Here is an 18164-nt window from a genome sequence, read left to right as displayed (position 1 = left end):
TTCAACATGAACTGGACACTTTCTCCTGCTACCGTATTCGCCGCATCACCGGTCGTACCGGTCATGGTCATTGATAATGTTGCCGATGCAGTGCCAATGGCAAAAGCATTGTCAGCGGGTGGTATTAATGTATTTGAAATCACACTGCGTACTGCCGCGGCACTGGATGCCATCCGCGCTATTCGCGAAGCGATGCCGGAAGCACTGGTAGGTGCAGGTACTATTCTGAACCCGGAACAATATGATCAGGCGGTTGCGGCAGGCGCGCAATTCATCATTTCTCCGGGCTTTACCGACAAACTGCTGGCTCATGCCGCCGCAAATGCTGTGCCACTGATTCCGGGTGTGAGCACACCATCAGAAATCATGACAGCTCTGGATATGGGTTACACCCATCTGAAATTCTTCCCGGCAGAAGCCAACGGCGGCGCACCAGCGTTAGCCGCGATCTCCGCTCCGTTGCCGCAGATCAAATTCTGCCCGACTGGCGGTGTCAGTCCGAAAAACGTAGCTGCTTATCTGGCACTGAAATGTGTCGCGACTGTAGGTGGTTCCTGGATGATCCCTGCTGACAAAGTAAAAGCCGGTAATTGGGATGAAATCACCAAGCTGTCTGCTGAAGCGGTAGCGCTGATTAAAGGCTTACAAGGCTAATTAGGCCAAAGACTGCCGGAAGTAAAACGCAGACACGCGGTGAATCCATCCCTGGACGCTCGACGGCGGCATCCATGCCGCCGACGGTCTGCTAATTTACTCCCGGCAATCTTCTTTATAGCGAGCGCTAAAACCAGCCAGCGTGTCCGTGTTTTATTACCTACAGCTGGCTTTAAACAAAAAACTAAATACTCTGCCCCGCCGACAACTCAAACCCCAAATCAATAACCGGCTCGGTTAATTCAGCACCATTAATCCGCGCTAATAATTGTTCCGCCGCAACGCGTCCCATCGCTTCACGCGGTGTGATCACACTCGCCAGTTTCGGCACCATTGCCTGACCGATATCATGACCATGGAAACCTGCAATACCTATCTCTTCCGGGATCGCAATCCCCTGCCGCTGACATTCAAAAATAGCGCCAACCGCCAGGTCATCGTTAGTACAGATAATACCGTCCATATCCGGATAACGAGCCCGCGCATCCAACAGTAATCTGGCACCCAGTGAAAATGAAGATGCGGCATCTGTTGCCATACTGAGCGGTTCCAGCCCATGCGCCTGCATTGCTGCGGCATACCCCTCCATCTTCAGTCTGGTCCGCACGTCCATCCGCGCGCCGAAATAGACAATCCGGCGATAACCTTTCTGCAGCATCAATTCGGTCATCGCATAACTGGCCGCCGCGTTATCAAAGCCAACAGCTTGTTCAATCACCGGGGAACGCGAATCCATGATTTCCACCACCGGAATACCCGCCGTCTGGATCATGCGCAGCGTACGTTCTGAATGATAACTTTCAGAAAGGATCAACCCATCGACATGGTAAGAAAGCAGAGAGGCAATGCGCTCCTGTTCAACTTCCGAGCTGTAACCATAATGCGCCAGCATAGTCTGATAGCCCGCAGGCTCTGTTATCGCTTCAACACCACGGATCACTTCGGCAAATACCTGGTTAGTCAATGAAGGCAGTAATACGCCGATGGCTTTGCTTTTCGCATTCGACAGCAGATCCGGAGCACGGTTAGGTATGTAGCCCAGTTCATCCAGCGCAGCAGCAATTTTTTCCTGCGCGGCAGCAGAAACCAATGCAGGATCCTTTAAATAGCGGCTTACCGTCATTTTGGTAATACCTACGCGATCAGCAACATCCTGTAACGTGGGACGGCGGTGTTTCTGGCTCATTCTCTTCAATCCGGCATTTCAATGTTACAGTAACATAGCAAATTCCGGTGTTTGCTACCACGGGATTCAAATAAATCATCCACAGGTTGTTTTTTTGTTACAAAACATTAACAACATAAGCTTATTGTGGTTATATTGTGATCCAAAGCACAAACAACGGCCGGAACATAATATGCGACCAATAAATAATCTGATCAAAACAGCACTGGAGTGGATGCAGGATATCGGACTGGTAATCATTGCCATCGCCAGTATTTTCGCTATCGGCACAGAAGTATTATCGATGATCAGTCTGCAAAAAGTCGCGCTGGCTGACTTGTTACTGATGTTCATCTATCTGGAAGTACTGGCAATGGTGTCGATGTATCTGGAATCAGGAAAAATGCCGATCCGGATCCCACTCTATATCGCGATTGTCGCTCTGGCGCGTTATCTGATTCTGGATATGAAATCGATGGATGCCTGGCAACTGGTTGGTGTCTCTGCCAGTGCTTTCCTGATGGCGGTCACCGTTCTGGTGATACGTTATGGCCATTTGAAGTTTCCTTACGAATCTGATGGCAAAGATAAAAACTCCTGACACTGAACGATCTTCCGTTGCGGTAACCGCCAATATTCTTTCTGTCGGTTACCGCAATTAACCTGTCTATTGATAGGTTATTCCTATTAAAAGATTCCGTGTTATCAATTGGATATGCTGCTGGTTTCTGCCTACTATGTATACATAGCAAAGGCTATAACCTATAAATGATTTGAAAAATCAAATGCAACCAAGGAGCACATCATGCCACATCAACCTATTAATATTGGTATTGCTGAAAATGATCGTCTGGAGATTGCGGCCGGCCTCGCCCGCTTTCTGGCTGACAGCTACACGCTTTATCTGAAAACGCATTACTACCACTGGAACGTTACCGGTCCAATGTTCAATACATTGCATCTGATGTTTGAAACCCAGTATACCGAACTGTCACTGGCTGTTGATTTAATCGCAGAACGTATCCGTGCGCTGGGTGTTTTTGCTCCGGGGACCTACCAGGAATTTGCCAAACTGACGGTGATCCCGGAAGACAACCATGTGCCTAAAGCTCAGGATATGATTAAAAATCTGGTAGCTGGCCAGGAAGCTGTCGTACGCACCGCCCGTTCCCTGTTCCCGTTAATTGAAAAAGCCGGTGACGAAGCCTCTGCTGATCTGCTGACCCAGCGAATCCAGCTGCATGAAAAAACAGCGTGGATGCTGCGCAGCTTGCTGGAATAACAGGTAAGAAAAACGTAAACGGCCTGAATAAACCGATTCAACAGGAGTATGAATGAATCAAGCTATCTGGGCCGGATTACTGGCCAGTTTTATCGCCGGCGGGATCGGTACTGCTGCCGGCGCCGGTGGCGTTTTTATCTTCCGCCAACTCTCCGCCAGACTGGAAGATGCATTACTGAGTGTCGCAGCCGGGATCATGTTGGCTGCCACTTTTTTCTCGCTGTTATTGCCGGCACTGGAACATGCTGAAGCACTGCTCCAGTCCCGGTTTCCCGCTGTATTGCTGGTGAGTAGCGGTATATTGCTCGGGGCTGTTGGCCTGTGGTTTTTACATCAGCATCTGCCGCATGAACATTTTATTATCGGCAACGATAATCAGATGAAAACAAAAATCCGGAAAATCTGGCTGTTTATCATGGCTATCACACTGCATAACTTTCCGGAAGGTATGGCGGTAGGCGTTGCGTTTGCAGGCAGTGACCCGGCAAATGCGATCACGCTGGCAACCGGTATCGGTTTACAAAATATCCCGGAAGGATTAGCCGTAGCGGCTTCTCTGCTGTCAATCAATCATAGCCGGCTGTCCGCGTTTGTTATTGCGGCATTAACCGGTATGGTTGAACCGATTGGCGGATTAATTGGTGCATCATTAGGGATCGTTTCAGTTGCCATGCTGCCCTGTATGCTCGGACTGGCAGCGGGAGCCATGCTGTTTGTTATCAGCCATGAAATTATTCCGGAGACTCATCGGCGGGGTTATGAACATTTGGCGACGTTCTCTCTGATTGCCGGATTTATCGTGATGATGATACTGGATGCCTCTCTCGGCTAACGCAGTTTTAACTGGCACAAATTACGCAATAACCCGGTGTAATCATGTGCCAGCCTCTCTTTGTTATATTTGAATTGTTACTTTTACTGCATTTTTACTGAGATGCGACAATTCACATATCATCCGCTGGCAATTCCTTTCCCATTCATCAGAGGAATGACCTATGCCTTGCAGTTGTAAACAGAAAAAAGCGACACCATCCGATATCACTACAGATCGGTATATTACTTTTGATGGCATTGATTGTGATGGCAATGCGCGCATCTTAATGTCTTATATCCATAAACATATCGATGATCCACAAAAGACCAATAAGTTCTGGGACTATTTCAGGAAAAAGGCAGAAGGCGGGAATGGTCCGAAACCGGATGATCTGTTTCTAATCCACAGCAATCTGAATCAGATCCGGGAATTGTTTGAATTATATGAAGACAGTGAAGCGCTGGCACTGCTGGATGTTGTCGAAATAGAGTGTTGCTGAAATAACAGAGCCCCTTTACGGGGCTCTGTTTACTCATCAATTTTCGCCGTTATACAGCTCTAAATCGGCGGTGGCTTCACTCCACTCCCGATCGGCTTTGGCATCGTCATTCCGCAGGTTATTCAGGAACGCCAGGTAATCATCATTGATATCGCCGGTAATGTATTTGCCATTAAATACGGAGGTTTCAAATTGTTTGATTTCCGGGTTACATTCACGAACAGCCGCTTCAAGATCGTTCAGATCCTGGAAAATCAGGCCATCGGCACGGATCAGCTGACAGATTTCATCAACTTCGCGACCATAAGCAATCAGTTCGCTGGCTACTGGCATATCGATACCGTAGACGTTCGGGAAACGAATTTCCGGTGCTGCTGAGGCGAAGTAAACTTTCTCGGCACCCGCTTCACGCGCCATATCTACGATCTGAGCAGACGTGGTACCACGAACGATAGAGTCATCCACCAGCAGAACGCGTTTACCCTTGAATTCAGAAGAGATCGCATTCAGCTTGTTACGTACTGATTTCTTACGCTGGGTCTGACCCGGCATAATAAAGGTACGGCCGATATAGCGGTTTTTCACAAAACCCTGACGGTATGGCTTATTCAGGATCTGCGCAATTTCCAGTGCGATATCACAGGATGTTTCCGGGATCGGAATAACCACATCGATATCCAGATCTTTCCACTGACGGGCAATTTTAGCACCCAGTTTCTGTCCCATATGCACACGTGCAGCATAGACAGACACTTTGTCGATGAACGAGTCAGGACGGGCAAAATAAACGTATTCGAAGATACATGGGCAGTGATTGGCTGTAGCGCATTGCTGAGTAAACAATTCACCCGCAGAAGAGATATATACCGCTTCACCCGGTGCCACATCACGCAGGATTTCAAAACCCTGTACATCCAGAGCAACACTTTCTGAAGCTACCATGTACTCATAGCGATCAGCGCGATCTTCTGCTTTACGACGACCTAAAACCAGCGGACGAATACCATTCGGATCGCGGAATGCCAGCAGACCATGACCAATAATGACCGCAACCACCGCATACGCACCACGGATCTGTGCATGAACGCGGCTTACTGCTGCGAAAATCTCATCAGCAGAGAGATCCGTTCCTTCTGTTTTATCCAGTTCATAAGCGAATGTATTCAGCAGAACTTCGGAGTCAGAAGTGGTATTGATATGACGGCGGGTTTGTCTGGTTTGCAGATCACGCAGTTCTTTAGCGTTGGTCAGGTTACCGTTGTGAGCCAGTGCAATACCGAACGGGGAGTTAACATAAAACGGTTGTGCTTCCGCGGCACTGGAACTGCCGGCAGTCGGATAGCGCACATGACCGATACCGATATTGCCTTTCAGACGTTGCATGTGACGTGTCTCGAACACATCTTTCACAAGACCATTGGCTTTACGCTGCTTGAACGTGTTATCACTGATAGTCACGATCCCTGCGGCGTCCTGCCCGCGGTGTTGTAACACCGTCAGTGAATCATATAAGGCCTGGTTGACAGGACCTGTGCCAACAATGCCGACAATACCACACATCTCTTTTCTTCCTCGAAATGCCAATAATCACTTAATAAAACTTGATGAGTGTTTCATGAACTCAAAGAACCAGTTCACCACTACACCAAATTCTGGAATAAGTATGGATTGTTTCCACCAGATTGCATCGTGTGCACTGGTGAAAGTATCCATAAAAAACAGCAACGCACTAACAATCAATACGCCACGAATTGCACCGAAACAGACACCTAAAACCCGATCTGTTCCGGATAAACCGGTTTTGTTCACCAAGACACTGACGACATAGTTAACAATGGCACCAACGACCAGCGTTGCAACAAACAACACGGCTATCGCCATGCCATTACGAACCATGCTATCGGAAACGGAAGTGAAGAATACGGCCAGATCACCAAAAAAACGGCTGGCGACAAAGAATGCGGCAAACCAGGTGACGAGAGAAAGGGCTTCTTTGACGAAACCACGGATCAGACTGATCAGGGATGACAAACCAATCACCGCCAGAATTGCATAATCAATCCAGACCACATGAACTCCCAGTATCCACTAAACTGGCGCGCATTTTAACAGAGAGGCCATAGCATTGCTTGCAAAAAAACGGGCTGTTCACGACGACAGGCATCCCTCAACATGAGGAATGCCTGTTTGGGAGATGACGCCCCTTAACGGGTACGTGATCCACCGGTTTGCGGACGTTTAGCCGAAGGCCGGGCTGCAGCAGATTTCCCGTTCGCCGACGGTTTGCCATGTGCTGGTTTTCCGGCGTCCGGTTTTGCCAGCACCGGTTTTTTATTCGATGCCGGACGTGCCTTACCCGCCGCACTCCTGGCCTTTCCGCCTTCTGCCGGTGAACGCTTTTGCTGTTCCATCGGTAAATGCCGGGTTAACGCGATCTGTCCGGTTTTCTGCATCGTTGCGACTTTACGCTGTCTGCTCGGTGTTTTGCTCTCTTCCGGCACCAGACAGCCAGGACCTTTACCAATCAGGTGTCCCCAGCCGCGCTCCAGAAACGCTTCGCGCAATTTCGGCCAGTTGGCCGGATCGTGATAACGCAGCACCGCTTTGTGGAAACGGCGACGGATCTCACCTTTAGCGACGAACATTTTTTCCGACTTGTAATCCACCTTATGCAACGGATCCAGTTCGGTGTAATACATGGTTGTCGCATTCGCCAGCGGCGACGGATAGAAGTTCTGTACCTGATCCAGACGGAAGTTATTTTGTTTCAGCCACAGCGCCAGATTCACCATGTCTTCATCGGTGGTGCCCGGATGTGCAGAAATAAAATACGGGATCAGAAACTGCTCTTTTCCTGCCTCTTTCGAGTACTTATCAAACAGCTCTTTAAATTTGTAATAGCTGCCCATACCCGGCTTCATCATCTTGGATAACGGGCCTTCTTCGGTATGTTCCGGAGCAATCTTCAGATAACCACCGACATGGTGTTTCACCAATTCACGCACATAACGCGGATCCTGCACCGCCAGATCGTAACGCACACCGGATGCAATCAGGATCTTCTTGATACCTTTCAGATCACGTGCCTTACGGTACAACTCAATGGTTGGCGTATGGTCAGTATCCATATGCGGGCAAATACTCGGGAACACGCAAGAGGCACGGCGACAGGTTTCCTCTGCACGCGGACTCTTACAGCGCAGTTTATACATATTCGCGGTCGGGCCACCCAGATCGGAAATGACACCAGTAAAACCGGGCACTTTATCGCGGATCTCTTCAATCTCAGTCAGGATCGACTCATGCGAACGACTCTGGATCTGACGACCTTCATGTTCGGTAATCGAACAGAAAGAACAGCCGCCAAAGCAACCGCGCATGATGTTAACCGAGGTTTTGATCATGTCGTAGGCGGGAATCTTCGCGCCTTTATAGGCTGGATGCGGCACACGCTGGAATGGCAAGGCAAAGACCCAGTCCATCTCTTCGGTGCTCAATGGCAGTGCGGGCGGATTCACCCATACGGTCTTATCGCCGTGCTGCTGCACCAGCGCACGGGCACAACCCGGATTCGTTTCATGATGTAAAATACGTGACGTGTGTGCATACAGCACCCGGTCAGCTTTCACTTTTTCATAGGAAGGCAACAGCACATAGGTCTTTTCCCATGGCTTTGGTTTCGCTGGCTGCACGACCACCGCTTTCGGTGTTTCAGGCTCGGCAGTAGCATCTGTCGCGCAGGGCGCACCTTCCATATATGGATTCGGGATCGGATCAATATGACCAATCTGATCCAGACGGGATGAATCTACGCCTTTCCAGCCCGGAAGAGGACCTTTGCGCATCACCGCTGTACCACGGATATCCTGCATTTCTGCAATAGTTTCACCACGGGCAAAGCGATGCGCAATTTCAGTCAGCGGACGTTCCCCGTTACCGAATACCAGAATGTCGGCTTTCGCATCCACCAGCACCGAGCGGCGGATAGTTTCCGACCAGTAATCGTAATGGCCGATACGACGCAGTGAGGCTTCAATCCCCCCGAGTACGACCGGCACATCTTTATAGGCTTCTTTACAACGCTGAGAATAAACCAGCGTGGCACGATCCGGACGCTTCCCGCCTTCATTATTCGGGGTATAAGCATCATCGTGGCGTAATTTTTTATCTGCGGTGTAGCGGTTGATCATCGAATCCATGTTGCCGGCACTCACGCCGAAAAACAGGTTCGGTTTACCCAGCTTCATGAAATCGTTTTTGTTGTTCCAGTCCGGCTGACAGATCAGACCGACACGGAAACCCTGCGCTTCCAGAAAACGGCCGACGATCGCCATACCGAAACTCGGATGATCCACATACGCATCACCACAGATAATAATGATGTCACAACTATCCCATCCAAGTTGATCCATCTCACTGCGGGACATCGGCAGAAAGGGCGCAGGCCCAAAACATTCAGCCCAATATTTCGGATAATCAAACAGTAAGGTTTCTGGTTGGATCATAGTATGTATTACATCACTGATAAAAATGGCGGCGGATTATAGCCCGTGTGGCCTGCCTTGGCGATGGTTATTTTTTAACCATACCAGGCAGATGGATATTATGAACGCATCAGCGAACCGGATTTTTCACTACAGAAAATTCGGCCCACAGCGGATTATGGTCAGAGCTGTGTGTGCTCTTGCTTTCGCTCTGTTGTAAATTCAGTTTGCGGTAAAAAATATGATCTACCGGCTCAGAAAGTACCCGCAGCCGTACATCAGGCGCAGGGATCACTTCGTCAAAACCACTCTGTTGCGCCAGCTGTAACAAATAATGACTCCGCTTATTACCCCAGGCCGCAAAATCCCCCGCCAGAACCGTGGGTCCCGGATAACGTTTTGCCAGGTGGAATAAACGTGTCATCTGACGACGATAAGCTGCCATTCCCAGTTCAAAATTAACGCCGTGAACATTAACCACCAGCAAAGGATAACTGCTGCCATCCAGTGGATAGAGCGTCAGCAGCGTGGATTTCGGGAGCCGGCTGACGGGTTCAGGTTCCCGCAAGGAGCAATTATATAACGCCGCTGCCGGTGCAGCATTCACCACACCGGTCGCCTCGCCTTCCAGCCGGAACGCCTGTAACTGCAGCCAGTTAAAATGTGATTGTTGCAGCAGCTGATGCAGCGCGGGCCGTTCCATTGCTTCCTGAAGCAACAACAGATCACTGCGCTTTGCCCACGCATTCAGTTCCTGCTGCCAGCCAGCACGCTGGAATTTATTCATATTCCAGCTGGTGATACGGAAGGTTGTTTTTAAATCCCCTCCCTGCTGCCGGATTGCCGGTACCACCTCCGGACAATGATCCACCAGCCGGGTTCCTTCATTGGTCGACAGAGTTTCCTGCGGCGGGATCTCCAGACATCCGCTTAATAACACAGCCGTAATGACGCTAAAGAAAGTAAGGAATCTCATCATTCACCTGCTGTTGTTTGTTGCAACCACTGTAGAAGATCACGAACCTGATATTGATAACCCGGTACTGATTCAATTTTGCCGGCATCAATCTGCTTGCCATCATCACTCATATCACTGAACAGTGGCAAAGGTAACCCGGCCAACTGACAGGCCAGGTTATAAAACACCGCCCGGGCAGGATGATCAGGCGCCGCCAGATTAAAGATGTCACTGCGGGGATGAGTCAGTAATGCCATGATGGCGCCAATCACATCACATTGATGGACCAGATTAACCACCCGGCCACCACTCTCCAGTGTTTTACCGCTAAGAAAACGTCCGGGATAACGACCCGGGCCAAATAATCCGGATGGCCGCAGAATATGCCAGCAGGGAAAACCCGCGCTCTGCACCAGTTGTTCAACCTGTATCAGTGTTGCTGCCTGCGCTGTTTCCGGCATCAGCGGTGAAAACTCGTCACAGCGCCCCGTTCCGCCATACACCGATGTCGAACTGATATAAATCAGATGGTTGACACCACCTTGCCGGGCCTGAGAAATCAGCATCTGCAGTGCCGCAAAGTAATGACTGAGCTTCCCCGGCGGAATGGTAATGATCATAACCGGCGCGAGTAATGACGCCGGTAGTTGCGCCTGCTCTCCGGCCTGCCAGCATTGCACATCAATGGCCGGCATCTCTGTGATCAGCTGCTGTTGTTTCGCTGCTGTCGTGACAGAACCGGTCACCTGATAACCATTAGCCACCAGGTGTTTTGCCAGAGGCCACCCCAGCCAGCCGAGACCAATAATCGAAATATCGTTCGTCGTCATGCCGGCTCCGGATAGTTAGTAACGCAGGCGACGTTCGCTGTCTGTCAGGAAATTAACCGGTCGGTTAAGTCGATCCTGATAGATGGCATTAAACACCAGAACGTTCTGTACATAATTCCGCGTCTCTTTATACGGAATATTTTCAACCCACAGATCTACCGGCTGACCACTACTTTCTCTGCGCCATTTACGTACCCTGCCAGGTCCGGCATTGTAAGCGGCGGTAGCCAGCACCCGGTTACCGTCATATTGATCGAGCAGCCCTTTAATATAGGCACTGCCCAGACGCACGTTGGTTTCAGCATTCGTCAGCGCATTCGGTGATGGCGGGATTTCACCTAATTTTTGTGCCGTATCGGCTGCCGTTGCCGGCATCAGTTGCATCAGACCCGAGGCACCGACAGGCGACTGTGCCCGCTCATACATCGCGCTTTCCTGACGTGCCAGTGCATACAGCAAGCTGACATCCATATCGCGCGCTTTGGCATAACGACTGAATACCGCTTTTTTTGGCGTCGGGAAACGCAAAGCCAGTACATCTTTCGCTTTCGCCCGGATACTGGCCTGAATACCTAAATGTGCCCAGCCACGTTGTTGTGCTACCAGCCCCAACTGCAGTTTGCTGTCATATTTTGACTGATCCAGCAGATATAACCATTCGCTGCGCGCCATAGCGGTTTCATCCAGCGCAATCAGCTCTTCAATACGCTGTAATGCCGGCCACATACGCACGGCTTCTTTCCATTTGTATTCCGGCTGCAATACGTCTTCCGTGATACGAATAGGCATGCCGGACTGAATTGCCGCCATAAAACCGTAATAACTACGATCGTAGCTGGCCTGCTGGAACAGCGCTTTGGCATGACTCTTATTACCTAACTGCTGTTCAGCACGGGCCAGCCAGTAGGACCAGTGAATATCATCCCGTCCGGATCTTGGCATCAGGTTGATCCATCTTTTGATACCGCGCCAGTCCATTTCAGCCAGTGCAAGACGAACACGTAATTCCAGCAATGAATTATCACGTGACTGCAGCAAGGTGTTATCCAGCCACACACGGGATGTTTTGATCCGCTCCAGCATCATATCCCGGGCAATCTCGGCCTTCACCGGCACCAGATCCGCCTCGCTCAACTGATAACGGGCTTTAATTGCCAGATAGCGCGCCAGAACGGCTTCTGTATCTTTATCAGCCCAGCGTTGTAACGCCAGACCGGCAATCTTGCGGGTTCGGTCATCACTGGTAACCGGCAACAGGGTTTCAAGATTTTCCGGTTGCGAGTAAACAGAAATCAGCTTGCTGGCATGATAAATACCATTAGAGCTGGTCATCTGTTGCAACAGATGATTCATTAAACGAGGATCGTCCGCGTTGAAAGCCAGTACCATGCGCTTCCAGATATCATTTTCTGTCAGACCGCCAGCCTGCTTCCACAACGAGAATAACCCGTCACAGGTTGCCGGACGGGAATGACCATAAAACCAGATTTTGCGTGCAAAACTGACCGCTTTATCCGTTTTTCCGGTCTCGTATTGCGCCATATGCCAGGCACAACGCAGTGTCATGGATTGCGGTTCATCGGGTTGTAGCTGCAAATACTCCCGCCACATATTGTTCTGCATCAGCAGATAGGCATAACGCTCTGTCAGACGACTGGCCAGATAGCTTTTCGGATATTGCGCAACAAACCGCTGAACCGCATTAAGACGATTAATGTCCGGCTGATATGAGAGTGCGTAATAATCCAGATAAGGTAGCAGAGGATAATCATCCAGCTCATCTTTCGCAGAGGCCATCGAGCTGAAATTACCGTCTTTAATTTGTTGCGTTACAGCAATAAAACGGGCGCGCTGAGACGATAAAGATGATGCCGCTGTATTGAATGCCATCAATCCACTGAGTAATAGCACAACTATTCGCGTTTTCATGAAAATGCAATCCATTCTGGGTATAACAAGACGACAGCACCACTCCGGCTGTAACCTGAGAATTATAAACACAGCTTGGCGGTGCTGACAGCGAATTTACCGCTCAGCACAACAACTAACACATTCTTTGTATGTTTATAAGACAACCCGCCGGAGCGGCGCAAGCGAATAGAATGTTCGCATAATGACCTGTTGCGCACAGGGATCACACATTGATAAATACTGAAATGTCTCTCTTTTATTAAGGTGATCCCGGTCGCAAATTTACTTTATCAAAACAGTATTCTTAATTCGTGGGTTGTAGAAAACAAAGCAGGAGGATGCGACTATGCTGATCGAAATTACCAGCAAAATTATTGATGTAACCCCATCCATCCGCGAGTATGTGGTATCCAAGTTTGAGAAACTGGAACGCATGCAGGTACCGATGATTTCTCCACATGTATATGTTGGCAAGGAAGGTGAACGTTACGTTATCGAAGCAAAAATTCAGATCCCGTTTGGCAAATTATTTGCCGAAGCTGAACATGAAGATCTGCACGCGGCAATCAATGCATTAGAGCAAAAACTGGAACGTCAGATCATCAGACATATTCATCGTCCGGATGCTCGTCGCCACAGAGATGTGCAACGCCAGAATTCTATGACAGCCATGTTCTGATACTATATCCTTATTCTCAGGCGCGTCTTAATGACGCGCTTTTTGTTTCCGCTTTTTCTACGCCGGACTGTCTGATACCTGACTGCCCAGTACAGACAAATACAATTCCTGCCGTAGCGTTTCATAGCGTGCATCCGGCCGCAGCAACAGCATCTTTTCACACCACAACAGACTCACCATGTCCACCACCGGCAACATCTGCATAACCCGCGCAGCGTCACAATCACCACCGGCCGACTGATAAGCCGCCACCAGCTGGTGCCGCTGACTGTCATTAAACTGTCCGGCACGGCAGATCACCGCCAGTTCAAAGGCAGCATCGCCCATCGCGGCATATTCCCAGTCAATCAGCCAGGGTTTTGTCCCCAGCAGATTGGCCGGATTTATATCGTTATGACAGAGCACCAGAGGTCTTGCCGGTAAAGCCTTCAGCATCATTTGCAGACGGCAGACATGACGGCATAAATCTGCCGGGAGTGAAGGCAGGCTATTAATGAAACGTTGCAGGTAATCTGAGAGATCCAGGACTTTTAATCTGGCCGGAAACGCATGCACCCGGGAGACCAGTTGCCCCAGCAGTGAAATGCCGGCAGATGAGGAAAAACAGGCCGGACTCCACGATGGCTCATCACACCATGCAAGCACCAGCTGCTGTCCGTCAGCGGAGTGGTAATGAATTTGGGGATGCAATCCCGCGGCTTCCGCGATCGACAGCGCCTGACGTTCCTGCTGACGATCGATAAACAGTGTTTCAGGCTGCGCGATACCCTGACGCCAGAAATAACGTTTACCCTGAAGTTGCAGACGGTAAGCGCTGTTGGTTAACCCCTGCCCCAACAGCGTTACGTCTGCCTGATCATACGGTGCCGGTAACGCAGGCGTGATCATTTACGTACAGATTGTTTATCACTAAACAGCAGTTCGCCTGATTTCAGCTCCATCAGATGCGTCGTCAGTTGATAGGTATTACTCTTTTTGATCCGGCTGACATTGCCGTAAAGAATCAGATCAGCCCCGGTCTGTTTTCCTAACTGCACAGCAGTAGAAGGGTTCATTGAGCCTTCGCTTTGCTGATAATCCAGTGATTGCTGATACGCCGCATTTTTCTCCAGCGGGATCAGCTGAAAACGACCGGAACGGGCCAGTTCCTTATGTAATACCGACGTGATTTTTGCAGTATCCTGTGGACGCCCCGTGCTGTTACGCAGCATATCCACATATAAGGTTGGCTTTTTACCCAGATCGAACGCAGCACTGCGCTTTATCACCGATTTGGCGGTGCGTTTGGCCAGCGGCTGCAGATCAACCGGCTTGACCTGTTGCGGTTGTGCTGTACCTGTGCCTGTTGTCACGGTCTGCCCAGATGGACGAGTCCCGGAGGATTTATACATCGTGGTATTACAACCCGTCAGTACAAATGCCGTCAGCCATAGCAGCCAGTGATAACGGGCCATGCGGGGAAAAGTCAGTACTGTCATTATGCGTCTGCCTGAACCAGACGACCGATCCGTTTTCCGCCCAGCAAATGCATATGCAGGTGGAATACTTCCTGACCGCCATCGCGGTTACAATTTACAACCAGACGATAGCCTGACTCATCAATCCCCTCTTCTGCGGCCAGTTTCCGGGCGACGGTAAACAAACGACCCAGTGCAACTTCATCTTCCGTCGTCACATCGTTCACGGTTGGGATCACTTTGTTCGGCACAATCAGAATATGCGTTGGTGCCTGAGGATGAATATCGCGGAAGGCGCTGACCAGATCATCCTGATACAGTAATTTCGCGGGAATTTCCTGACGGATGATTTTGCTGAAAATAGTTTCTTCGGCCATGATGCTTCCTTAGTTCAACAGATAGACAAAAAGAAAAAGCTGCACCTATTCTGGCACAGCCCTTTTTTCAGTTCAGCCCCAAAAATCGTTTATCGGGTTAAAGAACTTCAATCGCGCCTTTACCCACACCTTCATAAGCCACCACTTTCAGCTCTTTTTCACCTAATTGCGGTTTGAGCTGGGCAGCAATATAAGAAGCCAGCAATTCAACGGTGGTATCGGTATCAATGATTTCACAGCTTTCTTTCGGAATTGCCAGCTGGAAATCACCCTGCGCCGAGGTATAGCGGAAACAATAATGCTGCTGGTCACTGACCAGTTCCTGTCCGGTTTCGCTCAGTTCCAGTTCAGCCACAGAGACCAGATCCTCTTCCGTACCCAGATAGATATCCTGCCAGCGGGTTGCCCAGTATTGTTCCAGAGCATGATCACGCGCACCATCGACCCACAGTTCAATCATCGAACGATGACCATGCGCAATACGCTGACAGTTGCCATCGTGCTTTTTCAGACCATGCGTATAGTGATAGTTCGGTGTCGGAATATGTTCATGACGCAATGTGATTTTCAGACCATCAATGTTGCCGGGCAACTGATGACGGATCAGCGTCAGCAGATAATCGGTGACGGTTTCGGTACTGATCTCAGCCGCCGGAATGACCGCAAACGCCTGCTCCGGACAGTTCAGATGAATGGTATGTTCTTCGGAAAGAAAATCGACAAACAGATAACCGGCTGCAGCGGGTTCAATCATGGTTTCTGATGCTTTTTGCGGGATAAGCAGGCGGTGATCGACTTCAGCATCAATAATGGCTTTCAGCTGTTTTTTTACCCGGGAAAAGTCGAACAGCATACTCATTTCATTGAGTTCACCGGTTAGCTCGACATCGACCAGCCAGCTTTCACCCACCACACCGCGGTGAGGACATAGATAAGCAGCATCAATTACAGTGAGATCGCGAACAAATAATATCATATGAAAAACCTTATAAATCCTGTGTATCTGACTGGCATATTTGCGTTTATTATTACTACAACATTCCTGCAAATAAGTATGTGACTTCCATGGACAGACTGTTAATCAAAAATGCCACCCTGGTCAATGAAGATCGTCAACAACAGGCCGATGTATTGATCGTCGGGCAGCGCATCGAAAAAATTGCTGCTGATATTCCTCATGATGGTCAGTCCCGGTTGCTGGATGCCACAGGTCTGCATCTGCTACCCGGCATGATCGATGATCAGGTGCATTTTCGTGAACCAGGTTTAACACACAAAGGCACCCTGGCCAGCGAATCGCGCGCAGCCGTTGCCGGCGGTACGACCAGTTTTATGGAAATGCCAAACACCACGCCGCAAACAGTAACAGTGGAAGCGCTGGAAGCCAAATATGAACTGGCCAGCCAGAAGGCCATTGCCAACCACAGTTTCTATTTCGGTGCTACGAATGACAACCTCGAACAGATCAAACTGCTGGATGCCAACCAGACCTGTGGTATCAAAGTGTTTATGGGCGCATCCACCGGTAATATGCTGGTAGATAACACCGACACACTGGCTGCGATCTTCCGTGAAGCGCCGATGCTGATTGCCACGCACTGCGAAAACACACCGATGATCAAAGTATTGGAAGACGCGGCGCGTGAAAAATACGGTGAAGATGTACCAGCCCGTGAACATGCCAATATCCGTTCTGCGGATGCCTGTTATGCCTCTTCCAGTATGGCAGTTGAACTGGCGAAAAAATACAACGCCAAGCTGCATGTATTGCACATTACTACCGCCAAAGAGCTGGAACTGTTTACCGCCAGTAAAGATCTCAGTGAACTCGCTGGCAAAAATATTACCGCTGAAGTCTGCGCGCATCATCTGTTCTTCAATCAGGCTGATTACGACCGTCTGGGTCACTTAATCAAATGCAACCCGTCGATTAAAACGGCCGCGGATCAACAAGCCTTACTGGCCGCCGTCAACAGCGGTGTGATTGATATCATTGCGACTGACCATGCACCACACACCTGGCAGGAAAAGCAAAATACCTATTTCAAGGCGCCGTCTGGCCTGCCACTTTGTCAGCACGCGTTAGTTTCACTGCTGGAACATTACCACAACGGTATTTTCTCGCTGGAAACGATCGTAAAACGCACCTCACATGCCGTTGCTGAACGCTATCAGATCAGTGAACGTGGCTATATCCGTGAAGGCTATTTTGCGGATCTGGTGCTGGTGGATCTGAACAGCCCTTATCTGGTAACACCGGAAAACACGCTGTATCTGTGTGGCTGGTCACCGTTCGAGGGATATCAGTTCCGCAGCCGCATTCACACCACGCTGGTTAACGGCACGATTGCTTATCAGAATGGTCAGATCCAGACTGCACAGTTTGGTCATCGCCTGCAGTTTAAACGGACTTAACTGTGCGGAACGTCATCAATTGATGACAGGCTAAACAGACACGGTTGACAGGGTCAAAGGCGGCACATAGACTCTGCAACCGTTAAGCAATGATTTTGTTTAATAATCCGGCGCGTAGCGCAGCCTGGTAGCGCACTGTCATGGGGTGTCAGGGGTCGGAGGTTCAAATCCTCTCGCGCCGACCAAATTCCTCCGAAAAGCCTGGAAATATTTCCAGGCTTTTTTGTTTTCTGACTCTTAAACTTTCCTGCCGTGAGGTTACGCTGATGGGCTATTTAGTGATTGTAACTGTAGCCCGCCGCGAAAATTGTCATAAGCATTCGCCGATATTGTCACAAGCCGGAATATAGAAAGCTGACAGTTTAAGTGACACGCAAATGACAGTTTAAGTGGCATAAAAATTACACGTCGATTTCATAAACCGGAAGGTTAGGTGCAGTCCCTTCAAGTAAGCCCCCCTTAAAGAACGCCTTATCACCTATCGCAACACCAGTACCGACAACAACGATAGAACCACCGCCAAATGTAGAAAGCGTTGTGGTGTTAGCCGTTGCATTAACAGCTATCACCTCCCCTATGTTTCGTTGGTCCCTTTCTGGCAATAACGCTACAAACTGTTTAAACAGATTAGGCATAAAC

The 18164-nt window shown here is 49.6% G+C and carries 19 protein-coding genes and 1 tRNA gene; 8 read left to right on the top strand and 12 right to left on the bottom strand.

Going from position 1 to position 18164, the window contains the following annotated elements; all coding sequences use genetic code 11:
• The first annotated feature begins 6 nt into the window (after window positions 1–6).
• Window positions 7–654: a bifunctional 4-hydroxy-2-oxoglutarate aldolase/2-dehydro-3-deoxy-phosphogluconate aldolase gene (locus TOLA_RS03980; RefSeq protein WP_012729003.1), complete on the top strand. Its 648-nt coding sequence runs from the start codon at window positions 7–9 to the stop codon at window positions 652–654.
• Window positions 655–838: 184 nt separating this feature from the next.
• Here the strand turns inward: TOLA_RS03980 and gntR are convergent, their stop codons facing one another.
• Window positions 839–1840 carry a gluconate operon transcriptional repressor GntR gene (gene gntR / locus TOLA_RS03975; RefSeq protein ID WP_012729002.1) on the bottom strand — a complete coding sequence of 334 codons (1002 nt, stop codon included), beginning with the start codon at window positions 1838–1840 and terminating at the stop codon, window positions 839–841.
• A 172-nt stretch (window positions 1841–2012) separates the two neighbouring features.
• On the opposite strand from gntR, the gene TOLA_RS03970 reads away from it, so the two are divergent.
• From TOLA_RS03970 to cowN, 4 genes are all read left to right on the top strand, one after another.
• Window positions 2013–2420: a phosphate-starvation-inducible protein PsiE gene (locus tag TOLA_RS03970; protein WP_012729001.1), complete on the top strand. Its 408-nt coding sequence runs from the start codon at window positions 2013–2015 to the stop codon at window positions 2418–2420.
• A 204-nt stretch (window positions 2421–2624) separates the two neighbouring features.
• Window positions 2625–3101, top strand: coding sequence for a Dps family protein (locus TOLA_RS03965; protein WP_012729000.1), 477 nt, complete (start codon window positions 2625–2627; stop codon window positions 3099–3101).
• Window positions 3102–3153: 52 nt separating this feature from the next.
• Window positions 3154–3933, top strand: a complete 780-nt coding sequence (locus TOLA_RS03960; RefSeq protein WP_012728999.1) for a ZIP family metal transporter — start codon at window positions 3154–3156, stop codon at window positions 3931–3933.
• 163 nt (window positions 3934–4096) lie between these two features.
• Entirely contained in the window at window positions 4097–4414 is a 318-nt protein-coding gene (cowN, locus tag TOLA_RS03955) for a N(2)-fixation sustaining protein CowN (RefSeq protein ID WP_012728998.1), read from the top strand.
• 36 nt (window positions 4415–4450) lie between these two features.
• Here cowN and purF read toward each other — a convergent pair whose 3' ends face one another.
• The 6 genes from purF to TOLA_RS03925 all read right to left on the bottom strand — a co-directional run bounded on the left by purF (window position 4451) and on the right by TOLA_RS03925 (window position 12615).
• On the bottom strand, window positions 4451–5974 hold the full coding sequence (gene purF, locus TOLA_RS03950) for an amidophosphoribosyltransferase (RefSeq protein ID WP_012728997.1): 1524 nt from the start codon (window positions 5972–5974) through the stop codon (window positions 4451–4453).
• A gap of 27 nt (window positions 5975–6001) precedes the next feature.
• Entirely contained in the window at window positions 6002–6484 is a 483-nt protein-coding gene (locus TOLA_RS03945) for a CvpA family protein (RefSeq protein WP_012728996.1), read from the bottom strand.
• Between the two features lie 134 nt (window positions 6485–6618).
• Window positions 6619–8916: a YgiQ family radical SAM protein gene (locus TOLA_RS03940; protein WP_041609678.1), complete on the bottom strand. Its 2298-nt coding sequence runs from the start codon at window positions 8914–8916 to the stop codon at window positions 6619–6621.
• A 112-nt stretch (window positions 8917–9028) separates the two neighbouring features.
• A complete protein-coding gene (locus TOLA_RS03935; protein WP_083757724.1) occupies window positions 9029–9877 on the bottom strand; it encodes an endonuclease/exonuclease/phosphatase family protein in 849 nt (282 codons plus the stop codon).
• Entirely contained in the window at window positions 9874–10686 is an 813-nt protein-coding gene (locus TOLA_RS03930; protein ID WP_012728993.1) for an NAD-dependent epimerase/dehydratase family protein, read from the bottom strand. The genes TOLA_RS03935 and TOLA_RS03930 overlap by 4 nt, the downstream gene beginning before the upstream one ends.
• Window positions 10687–10701: 15 nt before the next feature.
• Complete coding sequence (locus tag TOLA_RS03925; RefSeq protein ID WP_012728992.1) at window positions 10702–12615, bottom strand: transglycosylase SLT domain-containing protein; 1914 nt, start codon at window positions 12613–12615, stop codon at window positions 10702–10704.
• Between the two features lie 328 nt (window positions 12616–12943).
• Here TOLA_RS03925 and hpf point away from each other — a divergent pair, with 328 nt between their 5' ends.
• Window positions 12944–13276 (top strand): ribosome hibernation-promoting factor, HPF/YfiA family, encoded by a 333-nt coding sequence (gene hpf, locus TOLA_RS03920; protein WP_012728991.1) that lies wholly within the window; start codon window positions 12944–12946, stop codon window positions 13274–13276.
• Window positions 13277–13333: 57 nt separating this feature from the next.
• Here the strand turns inward: hpf and TOLA_RS03915 are convergent, their stop codons facing one another.
• The 4 genes from TOLA_RS03915 to TOLA_RS03900 all read right to left on the bottom strand — a co-directional run bounded on the left by TOLA_RS03915 (window position 13334) and on the right by TOLA_RS03900 (window position 16086).
• Window positions 13334–14164, bottom strand: a complete 831-nt coding sequence (locus TOLA_RS03915; RefSeq protein WP_012728990.1) for a phosphotransferase — start codon at window positions 14162–14164, stop codon at window positions 13334–13336.
• Window positions 14161–14754 (bottom strand): penicillin-binding protein activator LpoB, encoded by a 594-nt coding sequence (lpoB, locus tag TOLA_RS03910; protein ID WP_012728989.1) that lies wholly within the window; start codon window positions 14752–14754, stop codon window positions 14161–14163. The genes TOLA_RS03915 and lpoB overlap by 4 nt, the downstream gene beginning before the upstream one ends.
• A complete protein-coding gene (locus tag TOLA_RS03905; RefSeq protein ID WP_012728988.1) occupies window positions 14754–15110 on the bottom strand; it encodes an HIT domain-containing protein in 357 nt (118 codons plus the stop codon). The genes lpoB and TOLA_RS03905 overlap by 1 nt, the downstream gene beginning before the upstream one ends.
• A gap of 97 nt (window positions 15111–15207) precedes the next feature.
• The gene (locus TOLA_RS03900; RefSeq protein WP_012728987.1) at window positions 15208–16086 is read right to left on the bottom strand and encodes a 6-carboxytetrahydropterin synthase; all 879 of its coding nucleotides are present in this window, start codon (window positions 16084–16086) and stop codon (window positions 15208–15210) included.
• Between the two features lie 89 nt (window positions 16087–16175).
• Between TOLA_RS03900 and TOLA_RS03895 the strand changes: the two genes are divergently transcribed.
• On the top strand, window positions 16176–17525 hold the full coding sequence (locus TOLA_RS03895) for a dihydroorotase (RefSeq protein WP_012728986.1): 1350 nt from the start codon (window positions 16176–16178) through the stop codon (window positions 17523–17525).
• 108 nt (window positions 17526–17633) lie between these two features.
• Window positions 17634–17710 (top strand) — tRNA-Pro (locus tag TOLA_RS03890).
• Window positions 17711–17926: 216 nt separating this feature from the next.
• On the opposite strand, the gene TOLA_RS03885 is transcribed toward TOLA_RS03890, so the two are convergent.
• The gene (locus tag TOLA_RS03885) at window positions 17927–18160 is read right to left on the bottom strand and encodes a hypothetical protein (protein WP_012728985.1); all 234 of its coding nucleotides are present in this window, start codon (window positions 18158–18160) and stop codon (window positions 17927–17929) included.
• Window positions 18161–18164 lie beyond the last annotated feature (4 nt).

It is taken from the genome of Tolumonas auensis DSM 9187, from assembly GCF_000023065.1.
Taxonomy (GTDB): Bacteria; Pseudomonadota; Gammaproteobacteria; order Enterobacterales; family Aeromonadaceae; genus Tolumonas; species Tolumonas auensis.
Note: the sequence above shows the minus strand (reverse complement) of the source record. Positions and strands in the feature narration are given on the sequence as shown.